General features: G+C 47.0%; 17 protein-coding genes and 5 pseudogenes. 11 read left to right on the top strand and 11 right to left on the bottom strand.

Annotated features, from left to right (window positions below; all coding sequences use genetic code 11):
• Positions 1–25: 25 nt before the first annotated feature.
• Positions 26–3313: a DEAD/DEAH box helicase gene (locus CWC46_RS00105; protein WP_021014230.1), complete on the bottom strand. Its 3288-nt coding sequence runs from the start codon at positions 3311–3313 to the stop codon at positions 26–28.
• 469 nt (positions 3314–3782) lie between these two features.
• Between CWC46_RS00105 and CWC46_RS23140 the strand changes: the two are divergent.
• From CWC46_RS23140 to CWC46_RS00075, 7 genes and pseudogenes are all read left to right on the top strand, one after another.
• Positions 3783–3988, top strand: a pseudogene (locus CWC46_RS23140) (IS3 family transposase); the annotation flags it as partial.
• A gap of 263 nt (positions 3989–4251) precedes the next feature.
• Positions 4252–5085, top strand: coding sequence for a DUF4942 domain-containing protein (locus CWC46_RS00100; RefSeq protein ID WP_021014231.1), 834 nt, complete (start codon positions 4252–4254; stop codon positions 5083–5085).
• A 109-nt stretch (positions 5086–5194) separates the two neighbouring features.
• Positions 5195–5443, top strand: a complete 249-nt coding sequence (locus CWC46_RS00095) for a CopG family ribbon-helix-helix protein (RefSeq protein ID WP_021014232.1) — start codon at positions 5195–5197, stop codon at positions 5441–5443.
• A 3-nt stretch (positions 5444–5446) separates the two neighbouring features.
• Positions 5447–5722 carry a type II toxin-antitoxin system RelE/ParE family toxin gene (locus CWC46_RS00090; RefSeq protein ID WP_021014233.1) on the top strand — a complete coding sequence of 92 codons (276 nt, stop codon included), beginning with the start codon at positions 5447–5449 and terminating at the stop codon, positions 5720–5722.
• Between the two features lie 36 nt (positions 5723–5758).
• On the top strand, positions 5759–6154 hold the full coding sequence (locus CWC46_RS00085; protein WP_021014234.1) for a DUF6088 family protein: 396 nt from the start codon (positions 5759–5761) through the stop codon (positions 6152–6154).
• Between the two features lie 180 nt (positions 6155–6334).
• On the top strand, positions 6335–7141 hold the full coding sequence (locus CWC46_RS00080) for a helix-turn-helix transcriptional regulator (protein WP_021014235.1): 807 nt from the start codon (positions 6335–6337) through the stop codon (positions 7139–7141).
• 355 nt (positions 7142–7496) lie between these two features.
• Positions 7497–8752 (top strand): annotated as a pseudogene (locus CWC46_RS00075) (tyrosine-type recombinase/integrase).
• A 220-nt stretch (positions 8753–8972) separates the two neighbouring features.
• Here the strand turns inward: CWC46_RS00075 and CWC46_RS23135 are convergent.
• From CWC46_RS23135 to CWC46_RS23045, 4 genes and pseudogenes are all read right to left on the bottom strand, one after another.
• Positions 8973–9170 (bottom strand): annotated as a pseudogene (locus CWC46_RS23135) (hypothetical protein); the annotation flags it as partial.
• Positions 9171–9176: 6 nt separating this feature from the next.
• Positions 9177–9461: a helix-turn-helix domain-containing protein gene (locus tag CWC46_RS00065; protein WP_021014238.1), complete on the bottom strand. Its 285-nt coding sequence runs from the start codon at positions 9459–9461 to the stop codon at positions 9177–9179.
• Positions 9451–9771: a type II toxin-antitoxin system RelE/ParE family toxin gene (locus tag CWC46_RS00060; RefSeq protein ID WP_021014239.1), complete on the bottom strand. Its 321-nt coding sequence runs from the start codon at positions 9769–9771 to the stop codon at positions 9451–9453. The genes CWC46_RS00065 and CWC46_RS00060 overlap by 11 nt, the downstream gene beginning before the upstream one ends.
• 107 nt (positions 9772–9878) lie before the next feature.
• A pseudogene (locus tag CWC46_RS23045) lies at positions 9879–10058 on the bottom strand (hypothetical protein); the annotation flags it as partial.
• 403 nt (positions 10059–10461) lie between these two features.
• On the opposite strand from CWC46_RS23045, the gene CWC46_RS00055 reads away from it, so the two are divergent.
• The 3 genes from CWC46_RS00055 to CWC46_RS00045 all read left to right on the top strand — a co-directional run bounded on the left by CWC46_RS00055 (position 10462) and on the right by CWC46_RS00045 (position 12574).
• A complete protein-coding gene (locus tag CWC46_RS00055) occupies positions 10462–10623 on the top strand; it encodes a hypothetical protein (RefSeq protein ID WP_021014240.1) in 162 nt (53 codons plus the stop codon).
• A gap of 306 nt (positions 10624–10929) precedes the next feature.
• The gene (locus CWC46_RS00050) at positions 10930–11235 is read left to right on the top strand and encodes a helix-turn-helix transcriptional regulator (RefSeq protein WP_021014242.1); all 306 of its coding nucleotides are present in this window, start codon (positions 10930–10932) and stop codon (positions 11233–11235) included.
• A gap of 4 nt (positions 11236–11239) precedes the next feature.
• Positions 11240–12574 carry a type II toxin-antitoxin system HipA family toxin gene (locus CWC46_RS00045; protein WP_021014243.1) on the top strand — a complete coding sequence of 445 codons (1335 nt, stop codon included), beginning with the start codon at positions 11240–11242 and terminating at the stop codon, positions 12572–12574.
• Positions 12575–12740: 166 nt separating this feature from the next.
• On the opposite strand, the pseudogene CWC46_RS23130 reads toward CWC46_RS00045, so the two are convergent.
• From CWC46_RS23130 to CWC46_RS00030, 3 genes and pseudogenes are all read right to left on the bottom strand, one after another.
• A pseudogene (locus tag CWC46_RS23130) lies at positions 12741–13085 on the bottom strand (P-loop NTPase family protein); the annotation flags it as partial.
• Between the two features lie 11 nt (positions 13086–13096).
• Positions 13097–13651 carry a glycine zipper family protein gene (locus CWC46_RS00035; RefSeq protein WP_021014245.1) on the bottom strand — a complete coding sequence of 185 codons (555 nt, stop codon included), beginning with the start codon at positions 13649–13651 and terminating at the stop codon, positions 13097–13099.
• Between the two features lie 40 nt (positions 13652–13691).
• Complete coding sequence (locus CWC46_RS00030; RefSeq protein WP_021014246.1) at positions 13692–14021, bottom strand: hypothetical protein; 330 nt, start codon at positions 14019–14021, stop codon at positions 13692–13694.
• Between the two features lie 673 nt (positions 14022–14694).
• Here CWC46_RS00030 and CWC46_RS00025 point away from each other — a divergent pair.
• A complete protein-coding gene (locus CWC46_RS00025; protein WP_021014247.1) occupies positions 14695–16044 on the top strand; it encodes an MFS transporter in 1350 nt (449 codons plus the stop codon).
• Between the two features lie 159 nt (positions 16045–16203).
• Here CWC46_RS00025 and CWC46_RS00020 read toward each other — a convergent pair whose 3' ends face one another.
• The 3 genes from CWC46_RS00020 to aspA all read right to left on the bottom strand — a co-directional run bounded on the left by CWC46_RS00020 (position 16204) and on the right by aspA (position 21375).
• Positions 16204–17439, bottom strand: coding sequence for a glycoside hydrolase family 30 beta sandwich domain-containing protein (locus CWC46_RS00020; RefSeq protein ID WP_021014248.1), 1236 nt, complete (start codon positions 17437–17439; stop codon positions 16204–16206).
• An 872-nt stretch (positions 17440–18311) separates the two neighbouring features.
• A complete protein-coding gene (locus tag CWC46_RS00015) occupies positions 18312–19613 on the bottom strand; it encodes an anaerobic C4-dicarboxylate transporter (protein WP_021014249.1) in 1302 nt (433 codons plus the stop codon).
• Between the two features lie 322 nt (positions 19614–19935).
• Positions 19936–21375, bottom strand: a complete 1440-nt coding sequence (aspA, locus tag CWC46_RS00005; protein WP_021014250.1) for an aspartate ammonia-lyase — start codon at positions 21373–21375, stop codon at positions 19936–19938.
• Between the last annotated feature and the right edge of the window lie 200 nt (positions 21376–21575).

The following is a 21575-nucleotide window of genomic DNA, read 5'->3' as shown; positions in this document are numbered from 1 at the left end:
TGCAATTAAATGTTACTTCGTCTCATCAATATTGGATAATTGAGAGATCTTCTTGTTTCTGTTCTATGTTGTCCCTGGCAAGCGCAATGGCAGGTTTTGCCGAAGCAGAATGTAGCGCCACTTCTCCCAGCTTTTCATCTGCAATGTCAAAATATTGGCATCCTGACCAGATGCTTTTACTGCCAACGACGTAGACACGGTTTTGTGCGCGAGTAATCGCGACATTTAGCAAATTAGGTTTCTTAGCGGCCCATTTTGTAGCACCTCGGTTATTTTCTGAGAGACCAAGAACAAGAATGACGTTTTTCTCTTCCTTGCCTTGGAAGGTGTGTACTGTGCCGATACGCTTGTTGATCCACTGATTTAGACCTTCTACGCCGCGAAGCTCTTTTCGCAGAAAATCCTTCAGTTGGTTTTTGACCTGTTTAAAAGGTGAAATGATATAGGCATCGGGTAACGTTTGATTATTGTGCTGTAGCCAAGTTCTCAGCATTGTCAACACGTGACGTCCTTGCGCTGGAACATAATGCTTCCCTTCTGTCTCACCATAAACGTCAAACCAGCAGCTGCTTCCCCACAGAAACTCATCTTGAGGCCAGAGATGATCCCGGCCATGCAGCATCTTGTTGTTATAGGCAATAGCATTAGCGATGCTGAACATCGGTTCATCACAGCGTCGATGGACGCGAAGCGGACTGCCAAGCCAGATATCTTTCGAAATCTGCATGGTGCCGTAAGGATTAACCCTGTCCGCCAGATTCTGAACCGACTGAACGGTTGGGGACCAGTCCCGCCATGTTTCACCAAACTCTCGTTTAGCAATAGCTTCTACAAACGCTGGGGGGATAGTGAAAACAGGTTCGATTTGTAAAGGATCACCCACGACAACCGCACGTTTAGCGCGCCAGAGTGCTCCAGCAGCTTGCTGTGGTGTAGCCTGTCCAGCTTCATCAATAAACAACCAGCCAATATCACCAGCACCATAAGCACTGAATTGGCGAGCCACAGATGCAAATGTCGATGAGATGACTGGAACTATCATAAACAGCAGTCGCCATAGTGTCAGACTTGCCTGTTTGTTTTTTAACGAGCCATTGATAGCAGGCATTAAACTGAATAACGTGTTCTTCAGATTGCACTCTCTATAAGCGGTCGCCAGCCAGGCCTGATGCAGATCCAGCGCCCTAATGGTCAGAAGACTACGAGCCTCATTCAGAGCCTGACCGTGACCAAAGGCGGTTCGCTGAATATTCTGAGCTTCCACATCTGTTTCCAGCGAAGCGAACAGTACATCGTTGTACTTCTGTTTAAGTGGGGCACACCGTTTTTGCTCGGCATGTAGTGCGGTTGAAGCTTGCTGAAAGCGCTTCTCTTCGAGCCGGTAACTCGCCTGTGTGGCCGCCAGTCTGCGACTCAGACCTTTGGAAATTGTTTTTTCACGGCAGATTTTTTTTATTCGCAGTGTCCACCATACCGGAGTACGAGCATAGCGTTTAGCCAAAAATGCACTGAGTTGTAACTGGCGGATGTGTAATTTTTCAATCTTTAATTGCAACTGCTGACAGGCATTTTGCTGGTCGCTTAGGGCCTCGAGAATCTTCAATTCCTGAATAATGTGCTCATATTGTTTATGCGCCTGATTGAATGCTTTCTTCGCATCTATGAAAGCGTTTGCAGGAAGCTTTATTGCAGTAAATAAATTGCGGTAGCCGTCTGCTGGTGATGGAGCAATAGCCTTTTCATGATTTTGGTAGAAAACGCGATTTCCGAATATATCCCGGTTTTCCTGCTTGCCCAGTGCTGCTGCGATAAGACCCCAGCAATCTGTTTTCTCCGTTAAGGGAGTGATCTCGAAGGTTTTCCCCCCATGCTGAGCAGGGTGTTCAATAGTACATGTGGTAGCGGCTAGCTTTTGAGCTACGGGCTTTAGGTAGTCGATATGTTGCCATGCTTTGCCTAAGCTTTTAGTTTGGGGTAATTCACGGGAAATGTTTTCGACTGCCGCGTTATTACTGGATGTCACCACCATTTCATATCCACAGAGCTCAGATGATAGGCAGGGAATGACGTGGTGTTTACCCGCTATTTCCGCTGTGATGGTTCCGTCAAATGCTTCAGAGGCATGCTTCAGACCAGCCAGCACTGTCGCGCGCTTCACCAAATTGTTGGCAATGAGATCCCTCAGCATGGTGGTTTTACCCGTGCCTGGAGGCCCATTAACAGAATAGAGACCTGACAGTTCCAGCTCTTGCTCTAACGTATTAATAGCAAACTGCTGCATTAGGCTCATATTGTGTTTGACGTCTGAAGGCCAGCGTCCGGCAGGCAACTGACTTAGTCTGAGCTTCTCTAACAGAATAGAACGGCCATCAGGCTGCAATAAATCTGGCTTTTTATTTCTGCTACCCGTGAGGTAACGACCCAACGGTGAGTCAAGGTCTAGCCCATTGCATTTGATCTGATGCAGGGCGATTTCAATATCACGGATATAGAAGCTATTAAGAATGCTGATATCACCGATCGGAGACTGGGATGATATCGCTGATTGTTCAGATGCTGACGGTAATAGCTGGGTAAGTTGAGTGAGATTAGGCAGTCCTTCTCGATTGAACTGCCGTGGTGATTCGTCAGTTTTTTTCTTGTTTCTAGTTTCCTTTAATTTGATGAAAAGCGCAGGGGCGGGGTTTTCGGGGCTAAAGCAGGTCCATTCTGCCATCGCTTTTAAAAAGCCAATGACTTCATATATCGTCAGTTCGGCAGGATATTTATGCTGTTTTTTAAAATTGTTTGCTACGGTAATGATGTCGATGAAGCGCTTATGTAGATTTTTTGTCGCTTCTTCGTAGGCGTCGAACCGAAGATTATCCAGCCCACCAGTTTCCAGTTGTCCCAGCGCCCATGTCACAGTCGAGAATTCAAAACTGTCACTATTGATAATACCGTCCTGATCGACGAGGCATTTAATCGAACATGTTCTACCTTCATCCCGAAGGTTTTCATCGTTTATGTCGTTAGTGTCAGGTAAGACGCGTTTCGCTCGAGAGAATATTTCCTTTCTATCAAAAATACCGAAAAAGAGTTCGTATTTATATTTCTTATAGGGTGAGAAGTCTTTGCCCGCTCGTCTTATCTGCTTTTGATCGATCCAGGGGAGTGAAGATGGGGTCTGCAGAGCATCCAGATCAATCTTCAGAACACCTTCGGCGTTATCTTCCAGATCTTTAATGTCAGTAGACTCAAAGAACTCAACTTTGTGCCAGTACTCAAGAATTCTGATGGCCTGGAGAGTAGCTGAGGTGTTGTTATCTTCCATAAAACGACCTAATCCTTATTTAACATACTGTATAAATATCAACAAAATACCCCATTGCACAGCGAGTACTCAATGCAAGAGAATAGTGTGCTGAAATGGTGAAATTTAGCTACTTTACTGCCTTAACTTGAAAAATGCGCGCTTGCGGGTGCCCCTTTCTTGACTATAAACAGCCCATCCCTTCCGTGGCAAGTTACTGAAAGCAGGGAAAGGCATTTTCTCTATTTATTTTAGTTCGGGAACTAATCAATTTATTTCTGACCCTATGGCAGATAATACAAGTAAGTTAAATCATCTAACTTGAAATTAATATAATCACCAAAGTTGCTCTTAACTGGGGGTAACTCAGTGGGGTTCTGCCCTGATATTACGGGCACGTCAAAGAAGCCCCATCATGGGGTCAAGGCGTGTTATGACCAATAGAAGAAAGTTTAGCCCGGAATTCAAACATGAGGCCGTGGCGTTGCCTCGTCTCATGTGCCGTTGCCTTGAAGTGTCAGCCAGTGGCTACTATCCAGGCAGGAGCACAAGCCAAGCCCCCGGTCATTAGACAATGCTCGTTTGCTCAATCGTATTCGGGCGATCCATGACGACAGTCAGGGCATTATCGGCATGCTGCGTATGCACGAGGATTTGAGCGTTGAAGGCGAGACAACCAGTCGCAACCGGATTGCCCTTGGCGGCTGTCAATGGTATTTACGGTTAGCCACGACGAAATCAGAAGTTTTTAGACTTTTCACAACTGTCCGTGTAAACGGAGTATAACCCCTGCCGTCGATATTCTGCGCGCCAGACGCGCCACCGGCTTGCTGAAAGCCTAAAGATTGCGAGCCGCTTTCCTGAATTACTCTCGTTGACTTTCTTCTCCCTTTCCCCGTTGCATACTGCGTCTGCCACTCCCGGCAGGCGCGTTTGCTTTTATGTACGGAACACAAACTATGCAAACTGAACCCGAGGTTTTAACCGAACACACCCAGCTCATTTGCTCGACCAATATCGAGCGCATCGTCACCGGACGTGATACCGCGCTGCAAAAGATAGAACAGCTTATCTATCAGTTGCAGGCGATTTCCCAGCTTACAACCGCCATTGGTGGCGGCAGCGCTGAAGACTGGTCATTGAAACAAGGTCATCGCTATGACTGCTGGCTGACGGAACCCCTGAATAAGGCGATGCAGGCTATTACCCGCACACTGGATCGCAATATCTGGCGTGACCTGATGTTGAAGTCCGGCATGCTGTCACTGATGGACGTCGAAGCCCGTACCCAGTGGCACAAGAATCTGGATGAGGGCGAACTGCCGACTATCAGTGAAGCCAACATCCTTAGCACCTTTGAGCAGCTTCACCAGAGCAAGCAGGCGGTGTTTGAACGTGGAGTGATCAATGTCTTCAAAGGATTATCATGGGATTACAAAACCAATCACCCTTGTTACTTTGGCAAGAAAATCATCATCAGCAACTTGGTCACATACAATCGTTGGGGCTTTGGCCTGAACTGGGGCTGGCGACGAGATCAATTGGCCGACTTGGAGCGTATGCTGTATCTGTTGGACGGCAAACCTATTCCCGACAATCGGGGCGATCTCACCATTCGGCTGATGGACCATATCCGCGATAATCCTCACAAGCAGGTTTACGAAGATGAATTTTTCACTATTCGTTATTTTCAGAAAGGCACCGGACATCTCACCTTTAAACGCCCCGATCTGATCGATCAGATGAACGATATTATTGCCAAGCATTATCCAGGGATGTTGGCGGCGAGGTGATCTCATGACGTAGCAGGGATGCTGATGTTGTGCTTGTCACAGGTAGTGACGCTAACAAAATCGTGCTATTTTAATAAGTGTTATTAACTTTTATTAAAAGGTGATGCTAATGGGACAACCAGCTAAACAGACGATCAGTGCTCAGATACCCGCCGAGCTTGCTGCTGCGGTTGAAAGCCTGGCTATTGAACTGGATAGATCCAAAAGTTGGGTGATTAAAGAAGCGTTGACCGCAATGATTGAAGAGAGAGAACGGCGGCATCAGCGGATTTTGAAAGGTCTTGCCGATGTCGATACCGGGAAGGTGGTGAGCCATGCTGATGTGATCGACTTTGCCAACAAACTGAAAAAGTCATAATCAATGGAAATACTTTGGACGCAAAAGGCACAGGATGACCTGGAACGTATCTATGGGTTTGCCAGTCAGTACAGTCGGCAACATGCTGACGATGTGTTAGATCGCTTGATCATTGGAACAACAGGGCTTGCCGACCATCCACGAGTCGGCGTATCTCAGACAAGGTATGAACCACGCGAGGTGAGAAAAATTCTGTTTGATGATTATGAAGTTCACTATGAAATTCAGCATGATGCTGTTTATATTGTCGATCTTTGGCATACGAGGGAAGATCGCTGATTTCGGTTTTCTTCCATTATCTTCATGGAGACGTACATGACGACGAAAGATTGTATTCAGTCCAGACTGAAGCGTTCAAAGCGTTATGTTTTTACTCGTGATGACTTCAAAGATATTGGGAGCTATGGCCAAGTTGGCAAAGTGTTACGTAGCCTGGTTAAGGATGGGTTGTTGCTGAAGGTAGGCTATGGGATATATACCAAAGCTCGTCGAAACAGCATTACCGGCAACATTATGCCTGCTGCGCCAGGGGGGTCTTCTGCCGTGATTATTGAAGTTCTGGATCGCTTAAATGTACCTTATCGTTTCGTTGGCGCAACAGCAGCATATAACAGCGGCAAGTCCACGCAGATCCCAGTCTCTCTGGAAATAGAAACCTCATCGCGTTTTAAAAGGGTGCTTATCGTAGGGAGCAGCAACCTCAATGGATGATTTGAGTATGTTGACGTTCTACTTCACTGCACTTACTGCTATCGACAATGTGTAGCCCTGCCTTACTTTTTGCTGTCACAGTAGAAACAGCAATACGATCACGGCTTAACCTTATTTTGTGTTTATAACACCATTACGTGTTTTAATGGTATTTGCCGATCTCATGTAGGGTATTGCACTATGTCGCAAAATAAGATCAAACAGCTTCGTACCCAACTATCCATCACTCAGCGTGGGCTGGCGGACATGGTGGGAACCAGTCAGCAGCAAATTCAACGCATAGAGACAGGTAAAGTTGCCGCAAAGCTAGGCTTGGCGCAGGCGATATGTGCTGTATTGAATAAGCCGTTAAGTGCAGTGTTTCCTGACGGCGACGAAGTGTTGAAAGAATTCCGAACCTATCGTACTCAAACTGATGAAGCATTGGATCGTTTTGCAGCCAATGGCATTGAAATAGATAACGGGATCTGGTCTGTGAAGCTCTATCTGCGAGGGCATCAAGACCCGCTCTGGCTACCAATATCTGCGGCTGATAAGCGTCGATTCTTTTCCTATTTTCAAGAGAAAACAGATCCAGAGATAGAGCGCTTTTTTGTGTTCTATTCAGACCAGTATTGCTATGCGTTAAATACCCGCGAAGTGGCATTTCACCAGTTCCTGTTTGAAGCACTTACTCCTATTTACGGTGATGGAGATGAGCATGGGGATGAGGATTTCTATTATAATGTCTGCATTACGCTGGAAAATGGCGGCCCAGTTATCGGACTGAGTGTTGAATCGGATGAACCTGAGGATGAAAACACAGGGGCTCTCGGCCAGTTAGGTGGGTTCTTTGATATGTTGGAATCTGGGCCGGAAAAAACAGCACGCTATGTGATAGCCGATGCTGACGGCGAAGATGCTTTTATCCGTATAGGTTCCATCGCCATGGTGAAGGTCGCTCTTGATGTGCTGGAGCCTGTTGAAGATGACGATGAAGAAGTTTAATTAATTGATTTTTATAGTATTTTAAAATTAATAAAGCTGAGTATATATGTGAGTATACAACATGATATAACTGGTTTTTAAAATTATATTTATCAGTTAATTACGTCATAAAATTCGGTCCGGCCTTCGCACCATTGTATGAAAGTCAAGTCACCTTAGGGGGGCTTTTTTCATGTCCGCTATCGTCCACTGGCTTCCATATATCATTGTTAAATAACGATTTAATCTGATTTTATTGTCTGGGCGGATTGTCTGTTTTATCCACAGTGGTCTTTCTTCGTCCATTGACATCCAGATGATTCGGGGAGCAAGGTGAGGGGCAATTCATTTCGATTATAAGTTGTCCCTCCAAATTATGGTGCTGACTGACATTGTTGCCCGCACCGCCAAGCTCCGCGAGAAAGCCTATAAACTCGCGGACGTGCATGGCCTGTATCTTTTGGTGAGTCCTAACGGCTCTAAGCGCTGGTATCTCAAATATCGCTTTGAAGGTAAGGAAAGCCGGATTGCGTTCGGTGCCTATCCGCTGGTCTCGCTGGCGAAGGCTCGAGAGAAGCGTGATGAGATACGATTGCTGCTGTTGGAGGGCATCCACCCAACGGAAAAGCGCGAAGAAGAAAAAGCGCAGGCGCAGATTGCGCTGAATACCTTTGAGAAGGTAGCAAAAGACTGGCACTGGTATGTTAGCCAGAATAAGTGGTCAGAAACGCACGACGGACGGGTATGGCGTGATATGGAACGTAATATTCTGCCTGCTATCGGGCATCGCCACATTGCCGAACTGAAAACTAAAGACCTGCTTGAACCGCTTAAAATCGTGGAACAAAACGGCCATCTTGATTTGGCGTCACGGTTGCGCCAGCGCGTCACCGATATTATGCGCTACGCGGTGCAAAATGATCTGATAGAGCGCAACCCCGCGCAAGACCTCTCCGGCGCGATAGCCGCGCCCAAGGCCACTCATCGGCCAGCCCTGAAGCTGAATAAACTGCCGGATTTTCTGGCAAGGATAGAACGCCACAAAGGGCGGGCGTTAACCAGACTGGCCTTAAAACTCACGCTGTGCGTTTTTATCCGCTCCAGCGAGTACGCTATGCCCGCTGGCCGGAATTTGATTTTAAACGTGCTATGTGGACGATACCCCCAAAACGTGAGCCAGTTCCTGGTGTGAAGCATTCTCATCGGGGATCGAAAATGGGTACTGAACATCTGGTGCCTCTATCTAAACAGGCTTTAGCATTGTTGAAAGAAGTTAAAGCGATCAGCGGTAACTATGAATTTGTCTTCCCCGGAGCACACTGCCCAAGTAATGCTATGAGTGAAAACACCATCAACAATGCATTGCGGGCAATGGGCTATGACACCACCACTGAAGTTTGCGGACATGGCTTCCGCACCATGGCCTGTAGCGCATTAATTGAGTCTGGGCAGTGGTCACGGGATGCGGTAGAGCGCCAGATGAGCCATCAGGAACGCAACGGCGTCCGTGCTGCCTATATCCACAAAGCGGAACATCTGGATGAGCGTAGGCTAATGCTGCAATGGTGGGCGGATTATCTGGATGCCAATCGGGATGAGTATGTGGTGCCGTATGAGTTTAAAAATATCTGATTCATTAGGGGGTTAGCGATGAAAAAACGGAAAAACCAACGGTAGCGCTCACTTCTCTGATTAAAGAAGAACAGCGTCATCAGAGGGTCTTACAGGGACTTGACGATGCTGATGCTGGGCGTGTTGTAAATTACGCTGATATACAGGCGTTTATCGCCAGACTGAAGCAAGCATAATCGATAGAAATACAGGGGCGTATCCTGTACCAAAAGCATATGTATTAAGCGCCGCGCCAGCCCCTTTTTGGGAGGGGCTGACGCTCATTTTTCGTATGTAGATGATTTTCCTGCTGCTCATCATACCCAAGTATCATTTTTGCCAGATCGTTTTCCAATGTATAGAAGAAGTAGCAAGCCGGAACGTGTAGCACCGATGCTAACCGGCAGGCCTGCTCAAAATCCGGCGTGTGGATACCGCGCTAATCTTAACCCAGTGACAGCTTAAGTTGCATCCCGCAAGCAGCGGCATATCGTTGTAAGGTTGAGATACTGGCACTGGAAACATTTCTCTCAAGGCGGCTCACCGCAGGTTGGCTTACACCCATGCGAGCTGCGATCTCTGTACTTGTCAGACCTGATTTGGACTTCATTTCGATCAGAACAGCGCGAAGCGCTTCTTCTTGAGTTTCGTCCTCATACGCTTTTTTAACTTCATGATTAGAAAGCGCTTTCTCTTTAACTTCAGAGAAGTTGATACCTTTAACTGCCATCTTTCAGTTCCTCCCATCTTGACTTTGCCAGCGCTATTTCAGCTTTCGGGGTCTTAGGGGTTTTCTTTACGAACGTCCTTAAAATATAGATCTTACGTCCTTTTGCGTAAGCAAAAAACGTTCTGCTTATGTCTTTTCTACCAACCCGTAGCTCAAATAATCCAGCTTCAATGATATCCGTGTCTGGATATCTTAGCTCGGGCCCTTTAGCTTCAAGTTTTTCAAGCCCTTTAAGCGCTTTTGCCTGCATAACAGGTTCGAGGCCATAAATTTCGTTTGCAGCTTCGGGGTGAAAAATCAATTCATACATGTCAGTCCCCTTCTTAATGGGGAATATAACTCATAGGTTATAATAACTCAAATGTTATATTTAGAGTGTGTCGGCAGAGTAAAACATTAGCAAACCATCCCCCCCACTTACTCAGGGATCACGGCTTCCCCCACCTTATTCCGTTGTGATAACGGCGTAATCCGTTCCCCCTCAAAGGCGATCAGGCCATCTTTTTCCAGCTTGTCCAGCCAGCGTGTGAACTTCTTGTTCACATCAAAGCCCATTGCCCGCATGTCGTCACGCACCAATGAACGAGTACAGCCTTCGCACCATTGTATGAAAATTAAGTCACCTTCGGGTGGCTTTTTTTATGTCCGTAATCGTCCAGTAACGTCAATATCTATCTGTAAAATAAAGATTTTAATTTCATTTCCCTCTCTGTTATTTTGTCTGTTTTATCCACAGTGGTCTTTCTTCGTCCATTGACATCCAGATGATTTGGGGAGCAAGGTGAGGAGCAATTCATTTCGATTATAAGTTGTCCCTCCAAATTATGGTGCTGACTGACATTGTTGCCCGCACCGCCAAGCTCCGCGAGAAAGCCTATAAACTCGCGGACGCGCATGGCCTGTAATGCTGCAATGGTGGGCGGATTATCTGGATGCTAATCAGGAAGAGTGTGTGGTGCCGTATGAGTTTAAAAATACTTGATTCATTAGGGACTTAGCGATGAAAAAAACGAAAAAATCAACTGTAGCGCTTACTTCTCTGATTGAAAAGGCAGAACAGCGTCATCAGAGAGTCTTACAGGGACTTGCCGATGTTGATGCTGGGCGTGTTGTAAATCCCGCTGATATGCAGGCGTTTATCGTCAGACTGAAGCAAGCATAATCGATAGAAATACAGGGGCGTATCCTGTATCAAAAGCATATGTATTAAGCGCCGCGCCAGCCCCTTTTTGGGAGGGGCTGACGCTCATTTTTCGTATGTAGATGATTTTCCTGCTGCTCATTATACCCAAGTATCATTTCCGCCAGATCGTTTTCCATCATTAGAATCTTACCTTTTTACAGCATATAAGCTGTTTTATCATTTTACAGCTTATTTGATGTATTTTGTGTTTACAGCTTATAGGGTGTGTTTTTTAAAAAACAGCTTATAGTATGTATAAGCATCTAAAACAATGGTAAGTGCCTTATGAATACTGTTTATCCATTGAAAACCTTGAATCAGCTGCGTCCATTGCTGATTGGCTTTCGCAAAGCTAATGGACTGACGCAAAAAGACGTGTCTGAAAGGCTAGGTGTAACACAGCAAACCTATGCCCGTCTGGAAGCAAACCCTGGAAGTGCCAGCATTGAGCGCTTGTTTAAGGTGTTTACTGTACTGGGGGTTGAAGTGGTGCTCTCTTCTGAACCAAGGGAGCTCTTCTCTGCGTCATCTTCAACCATGGAAGGGGGAGAAAAGCCAATAGATTCCCCTACCCGACGGGAAAAATGGTGATGATATGCGTCGTACACAACAGCGTTTAGCGATATGGATGAACGGGATCCAGGTTGGATTCTGGGGAAAGGCCAGAGGTGAAGATAGGTTGCAATATCTTCCGGAATGGATTGCTGATGAACAGGGAAGACCTTTATCGCTCTCTTTGCTTTTCACCCCCGGTAATCAGCTTTGGCGCGGCAACGTAGTACGTGACTATTTTGATAATTTATTGCCTGACAGCGAAGGCATTCGCAGGCGTTTGGCAATGCGTTACCAAGCAGCAAGTCTTGAGCCTTTTGATCTGCTGGCTGAGTTGGGAAAAGACTGTGTTGGCGCAATACAGTTACTGAATGTTGATGAAGAGCCCACGGATTTATTCTCCATAAACCATCGCCCGCTTTCTGAAGCAGAGATAGCCGCAAGATTGCGTAATATCACGGCAGCTTTATTGCCTGGTCGGCAGGGCGATACTGATGATTTGCGCTTATCAATTGCCGGTGCGCAGGAAAAAACGGCTTTACTGTGGCATGAAGAACAATGGTGTTTGCCAGAAGGCAGTACCCCAACGACGCATATTTTCAAGTTACCACTCGGGCTGGTTGGTAATATGCAAGCGAATATGAGCACGTCGGTTGAAAATGAATGGCTATGTTCTTTGATTCTTGAGGCGTATGGGGTCCCGGTTGCAAAAACGCGGATTGCGCAGTTTGAAGAGCAGAAGGCACTGGTTGTTGAGCGTTTTGACAGGAGATGGTCGGGCGATCGGCAATGGATCGTTCGCTTGCCACAAGAGGATATGTGTCAAGCTCTGGGTGTTTCTCCACTACGAAAATACCAGTCTGATGGTGGGCCGAGTATTTCCGATATTATGGCCATACTGAGTCATTCAGACCAGGCTGAACGGGACAAAGCGTTGTTCTTCATGGCGCAAATTATTTTCTGGCTGATAGCGGCCACTGATGGACATGCCAAAAATTTCAGTATCGCTATTGAGCCACAAGGTCATTATCACCTTACGCCTCTTTATGATGTTTTATCGGTATGGCCAGTCATTGGTCCTGATAATAACCATATTTCCTGGCAGAAGTGCAAACTGGCAATGGCAGTTCGCGGTAGCAGTAATTATTACCACCTGCACAGAATTCAACGGCGGCATTGGATCAAGCAGGGTGAATTAACCGGTCTGGGCAGAGTACAGGTTGAATCCATGATGGATGAAATTATATCCAGAACACCTGAGGTTATTGAACGTGTATCTGCGTTGTTGCCGGAGTCGTTTCCACCAGAGCTTGCGGAATGTGTGTTTGATGGTATGCGGCAGCAGTGTGGTCGGTTACAAGAACTGCATCGTAAATAGGACATTGAGGAATGTCTTGAAACAATTCGTCCTCCAGGCAGAAGGCAACCATAAAACGGTGAGTGACCAAGGCAAGCGATCATAAAGTTTCCCCCACTTCTCGCCTATATATGCGTGGGAAGTGGGGGAAAGCGATTTTCCGTCAGCTGCGAAATGCCCGCTAAATCGGGGTTGCTGGCAGCAGCATCCTACGGCCTTCATCGTTCAGCGCCAGCGAGGTGATCTGATCGCCATCATCATCCACGTACAGATCGATAGCATTCAGGTCATAGGCGCGACGCGGCAGTTATTCCGCTTCCTTCATCTTGGTGCGACTGAGGATCAACGCGCCGTCATCACCTTCACGGCTGACGTTAAATTCCACGTCCAGCGAGGCACGGAAGGCGCTGGAGCCCCGCGCCCCTTTGTCCTGATCTTTACCGGAATGATGAATAATCAGCACTGTGGCCTGTGTTGCTGCTTTAATCGCGTCATACCCCTGAATGAATGCGCCCATGTTCTTAGCTGCGTTCATACGTGAAACTACTGTGGATGATAATCTGGTGGTACCGCTGATGCGCTATTGTCATACTCACTACTGTTATAGTCTGGTGGCACGTCTGATGTGTTGGAAGGCTGATCCCAGGAATACGCTTGCGGAATTTTTTCTCCCTTCGCGTACATGCATTGCATATAGATAGTATCAAACTGATCCTGCAAGGTGCTCTGGGTACGCTCACCGTTGCCACCGGCGATCGCTGATCCTATCAGCAAGCCACTGGCTGCGCCTACTGCCACACCATTGGCTGTACCTCTCGGTGCTCCGCTTGCTGCTCCCAATAGCGCTCCTGCTGCAGTACCAATAGCTGCGCCAGCGGCGGCAGTGCCTATACTTTGATTGTTGGCGGTGTTTGCCTCACCATTGAGCGAACGATAGGCCGTATTCTTACAGACGGCGTCGTCAGCCTGGAATTGCTCGTAACTTTTGCCATTACCGGGCAAGGACATCACCGTTGGTGCTGTAGGTGTGGATACGCACCCCGTCAGTTCGGCGCTCGTAAGTAGTACGATGCCGACTACTGCACAATTCTTTTTCATTCGCTAGTCCTTTCCCCTTCCTGATGAGACTTCATTGGTATTACGGTTTATCAGACACCACTTTCATCCACCCACTGGGGCAACGAGCGATTTTTGGGTAATACCCGGTCGGATGGCGACAGTAATAATGGTACGTCGGTGTTTTTTCAACCCATACCTGAGGCTGCGGTGGCGGAGCATAAATCACTCTTGGCCCTGGGTCCGGCCTGACGACGACGACAGGTCCCGGATACCACCTCGGTCCCCACCAACCAGGCCCTAGCCACGGACCAGGACCAGGACCAGGTGGTCCGGCGAAAGCTGATGCACTGAATCCTGCTGCAAACAGCGCTCCGGCAGCGAAAATAGCAAGTCCGGTATTTTTCCTCATATTTCCCTCCACAACACGTTACTTAAACAAGCAATAAGCCCTTAATCCACCACATTTCAGACAGATCGCCCAGACTGATGTAGTGTGCATGATCAGGTCAAGAAACTGTGTTGGCACATAAGCGCTATATGTGTGAATACAACATCAGCAATTCCTGGGGCTGTTCCCGCAAAAAAAAGATCAAGGCGGTAACGCTTATTCCATTCTACTCAGCGGCCAGTAATTGTTATTCAGCGGGGCATAAAGAAAGCGATAAGAATATTTCAATGAGTTTTAAGTAGAAAATAGAATATAGGCAGTTTTAACGGGGCGACGCATAATCGAGGCTAAGATTCAGAGAAACGCTAAACCTCGTGTTGTTTTTTGTCACTATGCAGGAAGATCTCGCGTCGGGCTAGCCAGTAGGATGTCGTGCGGATTGATCACTGATGAAGTCACAGTACGGCACTGGTGGATAGTTAACGACACCAACCGTATGATTAGCCCTGCGTGCTTATTGATTATCCTCCACATGCGGATGATTGCGCTTCCCAGTTAAACACAGTAGGGTAACAAAGATAAAAAACGTGCGGCGAATAACCGGGCTCGTACTTCACTCCTTTCGTATTCGGATCTTATCTTGAAATCTGTTTTTTCCAGTCAGGTGGCGGTGTCCATAGGCGACGGATTACCGATGCCAATGCGGATTGGCGCCATTCTCACTATTGCTTTCGGTATCACCATGGCGGTGCTGGACGGGGCGATCGTCAACGTGGCGTTGCCCACTATCGCCGCTGATTTTAATGCCAGCCCAGCGTCTTCGATCTGGGTGATTAATGCCTATCAACTGGCAATCACCATGACGTTGCTACCGTTTTCATCGCTCGGCGATATCATTGGTTATCGCCGTATCTATATGGTGGGGCTGGTGTTGTTTACCCTGATGTCGCTGGTGTGTTCACTGTCGGATTCACTGACGACGCTGACGCTGGCGCGAATCCTGCAAGGGCTGGCGGCGGCGGCACTGATGAGTGTCAATATCGCGCTGGTCCGGCTGATTTACCCCAAGGACCGCTTAGGGCGAGGCATTGCGATCAATTCTCTGGTGGTGGCGGTGGCCAGTGCTGCTGGGCCGACCATTGCGGCAGGCATTTTGGGCATAGCGTCGTGGCAGTGGCTGTTTGCTATTAACGTGCCGTTCGGCATCGTAGCTCTGATATTAGGGTGGCGTTTTCTGCCGTGCAATGAAGGGCGGCGCTCGTCGCGTTTCGACACACCGAGCGCCCTGCTTAACGCCTTGACTTTTGGTCTATTCTTTATCGCGTTGGGTGGCTTTGCTCATAATCAGAATCTGTGGCTGGTGCTGGGAGAACTGATACTGACACTGTTGGTCGGGCTTTATTTCTTCCGACGTCAGTTGAGCCAGACGTACCCGCTGTTGCCGGTGGACCTGCTACGGATCCCGGTGTTTGCGCTGTCGATGGGTACCTCAATCAGCTCTTTTTGTGCGCAGATGCTGGCGATGGTGTCGATTCCATTCTATTTTCAGAATACGCTGGGACTGAGTGAAATTGAAACCGGTTTATTGCTGACGCCCTGGCCACTGGCGATTATGGTGACGGCGCCGTTGGCGGGCAGGTTGCTGGAGCGTGTCAATGCGGGAATATTGTGTACCATCGGCCTGACGTTGTTCTCGCTGGGGCTCTTTTCGCTGGCTTGGTTGCCTGCCGCGCCGGGTTATCTGGATATCTGTTTGCGTATGATATTGTGCGGTGTTGGCTTCGGGCTGTTTCAGTCGCCGAATAACCACACCATTATCAGCGCTGCTCCCCGCCATCGTAGCGGCGGTGCCAGCGGCATGTTGGGCACCGCACGTCTGGTCGGACAAACGATGGGGGCGGCTCTGGTGGCGTTAATGTTCAACCAGTTTGGCGGGCAAGGCACTCACGTTTCGCTGATTGCCGCAGGTACCTTTGCCGCGCTGGCAGCTGTAGTTAGTGGCCCGCGCATTTCCCGCATGAGCCGTTCGCTATTGAATTCTTAATTTATGTGCCGCCAGTCAATCATCATATCGGCGGCAATGTTTGAAATGTCGGTAATTTGCAAAAGCGTTGTGTTACCTGAAACACTTGCTCAGTGTTGACCATGTTGGTGAACGCCTATCAATAGCCCACTTTCACGTCTTCACGTTAACGCCAACATGTTAATCACTGACAAACGTTGTGACGCTTTTGGGGTTCAACCATAATGTGGCTTTACCACTACTTAACGGGGTATTACCGCCATAGCCGACATTAAGCGTTGCTGAAGTGCTATATTTCTTGAGTGCACTTACATTTGAGTTTGTAATATTCAGCGTGAGGCTTTGGTTTGAGTCGTTGGTGTTGACAGCAACGATAACCAATTTATCGTTAGATGCTCCCTTATAAGCGGTCAAATGAACGTTGGATTGTGGATTTTCAGTTGCCTGAATACGCTGAAATCCAGGACGAACAAACTTGGCATATTGTGACATGACATAACCACGTTTACTTATATTGCCATCTTCAGTCATCAGGCCATAAGAACGGCGAATGTACCACCAAACATAAGCATTAAAGTTGGCAACCATACTGTTATGCAGTTCGTTTGCGACATTTAGCGCAGATGTCCAGTCATTGCCAGATTGCTTTTCGTCAATCAAATGCTCAGTCATCCACACTTGTTTACCGGCGTTGCGAGCTAAGGGATAGGCTGTTGGCGTCGTACCATAGAGATGTCCCCCTATGATCGACACATACTGAGACGCCGTACTGTCGTTTAATACTGGATCGGTTAGTGAATGATTAAAATTTAGCGACTCCGCAATAATGACGTTGAGAGAGCCAAATCTTGAGCCTTGTGATTTGATATAATTTTTAAAATCATCACCGCTCCATTCACAGGATTCATAAGCTGGTTGCCAGTCAGGCTCATTCTGTATTGAAATGGCATAGAGTGGCGCACCATTGGTTTTCATATAACTGGCAAAATTGAGCAGATGAGTGGTGTAACTATAATAATAGGAAGGAAGTAACGTTCCTCCATTGATCAGACTGTTATTACTTTTCATATAGGCTGGCGGGCTCCAGGGCGTTGCCATCAGCGTTGCGCCAAGAGCATAAGCTTTACTTGCACTAGCAACCTGTAAGTTCCAGTGGCTGGAGTCTGGATCAATTCGCATCCGCATAATGGATAATCCCATTTGGCCGGAATCATTACCGAATGCGGTGTTAACTTGCGCTGTTGTTAGGTCATTAATCCAACCCGGTCCATTCATACCGCCAAAGCCTCGAACAACTTGATACCCGACATCGGTATTAATATTTACGGTACTTGCATGAGCAGCCCCAGCCATGGCTAGAAATAAGGTCGCGGTATAACACAAGCGGCGATTCCATCGCCCTATATTTTCTTTCATAGTGTTTATTCCTTAATTTAATGGATTGTTTGTGACATCGATAAATTATCTGTCTCTCTACATACTCTGTCGTATAAACGCTGAAGTAAATTCACGTAGTCTATTGAGTACTTCTTTAATGGTAAGTTTATTTATAGTGTATGTTTGCTTTGGATTCTAGTTTTGTTTATATACAAATGTTTGTTTTTTTAACTTGAACTTGTTTTTTAATATTATGGAATATTGTTCTTTTTTTTTAATAAATACCGTTTAATGCATTATTTGTATTGGTTAGGTTAATAAAATATGTGGCATATGAGATCCTGTTCAGTCTGTATAATCACAATTAGAATGAATTCTGTAAATAATCATAATGTTATCAAGATAATGGCTTAAATAATGGTGGGTTCTTTCAGAGTGACATAATAACAAATATAATAATTTCAGATGTATTACTATGAATATAGTAAGCAATGTAATAATTAAGCAATGCCGGTGTCTTATTATGAATATAATGAGAAACGTAATTATTCAATAGCGCTTGATACTTGGGAAATGGATGGTCAGGATACTTTGCCAGATGTACTATTTTTTATTACTAATGTGTAGCGCTTTATGCACGATATTGGCCATTAGTTATCCGGCCTGATGTCATTTGGCGGATTATTTTGAATCTATTTTACTGTGATTAAATTTATTTACTAAAGCTGTGGTTGTCTTGGTTTTCGGGGGGGGGGGGTAATTGGCAACTGAGCGGCACAGAAAGCTTGTTTTAATGTCTTCTGTCGGCATGAAAAGCCAGTTTATTTTCTGGCTTTTCATGTGACGTCTTTAGCGCGTTGAAAGCGAACTTAATCAATGCAACAGGTATCGAATGATCACTCCTCCACGGGCTACAGCAGGATATTGCCGAGAATAAACCCAAAGATGACCGAGAGCGTAATTGTCAGCACGCCCGGAATAATGAACGAATGATTAAACACATATTTCCCGATGCGGGTTGATCCTGTGTCATCCATTTCTACGGCGGCCAGCAAGGTCGGGTAGGTTGGTAAGACGAACAGAGCGGATACCGCAGCGAACGACGCGACCGCTGTTACAGGAGAGACGCCAAGCAGCAATGCGGCAGGCATCAATGCTTTGGCTGTTGCAGCCTGCGAATAGAGCAGCATGGAGGCAAAAAACAATACGATAGCCAGCATCCACGGGTAGCTTTGCAAGAGTGTTCCCGCTGTTTCCTGAATATCGGTGATATGCGCTTTGACGAAGGTATCACCCAGCCAGGCGACACCCATCACGCAGACACACGCACTCATCCCTGATTTGAATGTACTGGCTGACAGCACTCTGCTGGTATCAATTTTACAGGTGATGCAGATAAGCGTGGCGATCGTCAGCATGAACACTACGATTGCTTCATTCCGTGGTAATACAGGATGAGCAATCAGCTTGACGGTATCGCTGATCGCCGTGGCATAAAACACAACGGCGATAATGCCGAGCAGGAATAACAGTACAGACAGTTTTGCACCGGGTTGTATCTCCAGTTTGCTTGTGCTGCGTAGCGTCACTTCGTGCTTTTTCAACCGTTCCAGATAAACCTCATCATCTTTCAGCTCTTTACCCAAAAAGTTGGTGACGATGGCGGTCAGCAAGACGGCGGCCAGTGTGGTGGGAATACAAATGCCCAACAGCATCAGATAACTGACACCGTGCGGCTCCAGGATCCCGGCGACAAACACGACAGCCGCTGAAATAGGTGAGGCGGTAATCGCCACCTGAGAAGCGACAACGGCAATCGACAGTGGACGCGAAGGCCTTATTCCTTGTTCTTTCGCCACTTCTGCAATCACTGGCAGCGTAGAGAACGCGGTATGCCCCGTACCGGCCAGCAGTGTCATGAAATAGGTTACCAGCGGGGCCAGAAAGGTAACGTACTTAGGCTGACGACGCAGCAGTTTTTCAGCCAGACTGACAAGATAATCCATGCCGCCTGCCACTTGCATGGCGGCGATAGCGGCGATAACGGACATGATAATTTCGATGACATCAAAAGGGATCGCGCCCGGTTTTATGTGAAAGCCAAGAGTAAGAATCAAGACTCCCAGTCCTCCGGCAAAACCGATGCCAATACCACCAAGGCGTGCGCCCAGGTAGATGGCAAGCAGCACGACAATGAGTTCCAAGACCAGCATACAATGCTCCTTAAAACAATTTAATATACCCGTGATCTTTCAAGTTGCAGGTGCGTTGGTATCACTCAATTACTTGGCCTATCCCTGGGTTTTGCCTCTTCGAGGCCGCTGGAAGCAGTGTTTAACTCTGTTCTTGGCAGATTTGTCACTCGAATTACTTACCTTGGTAAATGCATCGGGATTTCTTTACTTGCCACCTTCCTGCAACTCGAAATTTATTGGGTATATAGATATTATTTTGATTTTTATGGTTTTTTATTTTTTAGTAAAGGCACAGGAATGGAATACCCCTGTGCCAGCCGTGGTGATTAAGAAAAGGCAGTTAAACGGATTCTTTTTCGTCGGTGCAGCGTTTCGCCTTATAGGCCGGATGCATCAAGTTTTGGATAGAGAAGATATCATCCAGTTCGCTTTCGGTTAACAAGCCGCGTTCTAGTACCACTTCGCGTACGCTCTTACCGGTTTCGGCGCAGATTTTCCCGACGATATCGCCGTTATGATGGCCGATGAACGGGTTCAGGTACGTCACGATACCGATAGAGTTGAAGACATATGCTTCGCACACGCTCTTATTGGCAGTAATGCCGTTGACGCATTTTTCCAGCAAGTTACAGCACGCATTCGACAGAATCTTGATGGATTCAAACATGGCTTGGCCAATAACCGGCTCCATGACGTTTAACTGTAGCTGACCCGCTTCTGCCGCCATCGTCACGCAAGTGTCATTACCAATAACTTTGAAGCACACCTGATTCACGACTTCCGGCACTACCGGGTTAACCTTGGCGGGCATAATGGAAGAACCGGCCTGCAACTCTGGCAGATTGATTTCGTTCAGACCGGCGCGTGGACCGGAAGAGAGTAGACGCAAGTCATTACAGATTTTCGACAGTTTTACGGCGAGACGTTTGAGTGCGCTGTGAACCATCACATAGGCACCGCAGTCGGACGTTGCTTCGATCAGATCTTCGGCAGGGACACAGGGTAATCCGCTGACTTTCGCCAGATGTTGTACCGCCAGGTGCTGGTACTCATCAGGGGTGTTCAAACGTGTACCGATGGCCGTTGCGCCCAGATTTACTTCCAGCAGCAGTTCTGCGGTACGCAGCAAGTTTTTGTTTTCTTCTTTCAGCAGGATGTTGAAAGCATGGAATTCCTGGCCCAGTGTCATCGGAACCGCATCCTGTAACTGGGTACGGCCCATTTTCAGGATAGTTTCAAATTCTTTGGCTTTACGCTCAAACCCTTGACCCAGTTGAGTGATCGCTTCCACCAGTTTCAGGATGGAGCTGTACACCGCGATGCGAAAGCCGGTCGGGTAGGCATCGTTGGTGGACTGGCATTTGTTCAGATGGTCGTTCGGATTGAGGTACTGATATTCGCCTTTTTTATGCCCCATCAACTCCAGACCAATGTTCGCCAGCACTTCATTGGTGTTCATATTTACTGATGTTCCCGCACCGCCTTGATAGACATCGACAGGAAACTGATCCAGGCATTTGCCATTATTCAGTACTTCATCACAGGCTTGAATAATTGTGTCGGCAATTTTTCGTGGAATAGTTTTCAATTCCTGGTTTGCCAATGCTGCCGCTTTTTTCACCATCACCATGGCGCGCACAAATTCTGGAATATCGCTGATTGTGTTGTCGCTAATATAAAAGTTTTCAATAGCCCGAAGTGTGTGGATCCCATAATACGCATTAGCAGGAACTTCACGAGTACCTAGCAGATCTTCTTCTATACGGATGTTATTTGACATAACCATTATTCCTTTAACTTACTTGATTACATTGGATAGTATTAAAATCGCGAGTCGTTAATCAGTCACATTTGGAGATACGGCTCGCTGATTCATAGGGTGATACTCAGCCATCACGATTTTTCAGCAAATCATGATTGGGTAATTATTTTCATCAGGATGACCAGCCCCGACAAACGCGGGTAATTAATCTGCATCCT

Source organism: Prodigiosinella confusarubida (assembly GCF_002847015.1).
Classification (GTDB): domain Bacteria; phylum Pseudomonadota; class Gammaproteobacteria; order Enterobacterales; family Enterobacteriaceae; genus Prodigiosinella; species Prodigiosinella aquatilis.
Note: the sequence above shows the minus strand (reverse complement) of the source record. Positions and strands in the feature narration are given on the sequence as shown.

Coding starts and splice junctions, on each gene's coding strand:
- CWC46_RS00105 (WP_021014230.1), bottom strand. CDS start 3,313: ATGGAAGATAACAACACCTCAGCTACTCTCCAGGCCATCAGAATTCTT.
- CWC46_RS00100 (WP_021014231.1), top strand. CDS start 4,252: ATGCAAACTGAACCCGAGGTTTTAACCGAACACACCCAGCTCATTTGC.
- CWC46_RS00095 (WP_021014232.1), top strand. CDS start 5,195: ATGGGACAACCAGCTAAACAGACGATCAGTGCTCAGATACCCGCCGAG.
- CWC46_RS00090 (WP_021014233.1), top strand. CDS start 5,447: ATGGAAATACTTTGGACGCAAAAGGCACAGGATGACCTGGAACGTATC.
- CWC46_RS00085 (WP_021014234.1), top strand. CDS start 5,759: ATGACGACGAAAGATTGTATTCAGTCCAGACTGAAGCGTTCAAAGCGT.
- CWC46_RS00080 (WP_021014235.1), top strand. CDS start 6,335: ATGTCGCAAAATAAGATCAAACAGCTTCGTACCCAACTATCCATCACT.
- CWC46_RS00065 (WP_021014238.1), bottom strand. CDS start 9,461: ATGGCAGTTAAAGGTATCAACTTCTCTGAAGTTAAAGAGAAAGCGCTT.
- CWC46_RS00060 (WP_021014239.1), bottom strand. CDS start 9,771: ATGTATGAATTGATTTTTCACCCCGAAGCTGCAAACGAAATTTATGGC.
- CWC46_RS00055 (WP_021014240.1), top strand. CDS start 10,462: ATGAAAAAAACGAAAAAATCAACTGTAGCGCTTACTTCTCTGATTGAA.
- CWC46_RS00050 (WP_021014242.1), top strand. CDS start 10,930: ATGAATACTGTTTATCCATTGAAAACCTTGAATCAGCTGCGTCCATTG.
- CWC46_RS00045 (WP_021014243.1), top strand. CDS start 11,240: ATGCGTCGTACACAACAGCGTTTAGCGATATGGATGAACGGGATCCAG.
- CWC46_RS00035 (WP_021014245.1), bottom strand. CDS start 13,651: ATGAAAAAGAATTGTGCAGTAGTCGGCATCGTACTACTTACGAGCGCC.
- CWC46_RS00030 (WP_021014246.1), bottom strand. CDS start 14,021: ATGAGGAAAAATACCGGACTTGCTATTTTCGCTGCCGGAGCGCTGTTT.
- CWC46_RS00025 (WP_021014247.1), top strand. CDS start 14,695: ATGCCAATGCGGATTGGCGCCATTCTCACTATTGCTTTCGGTATCACC.
- CWC46_RS00020 (WP_021014248.1), bottom strand. CDS start 17,439: ATGAAAGAAAATATAGGGCGATGGAATCGCCGCTTGTGTTATACCGCG.
- CWC46_RS00015 (WP_021014249.1), bottom strand. CDS start 19,613: ATGCTGGTCTTGGAACTCATTGTCGTGCTGCTTGCCATCTACCTGGGC.
- aspA (WP_021014250.1), bottom strand. CDS start 21,375: ATGTCAAATAACATCCGTATAGAAGAAGATCTGCTAGGTACTCGTGAA.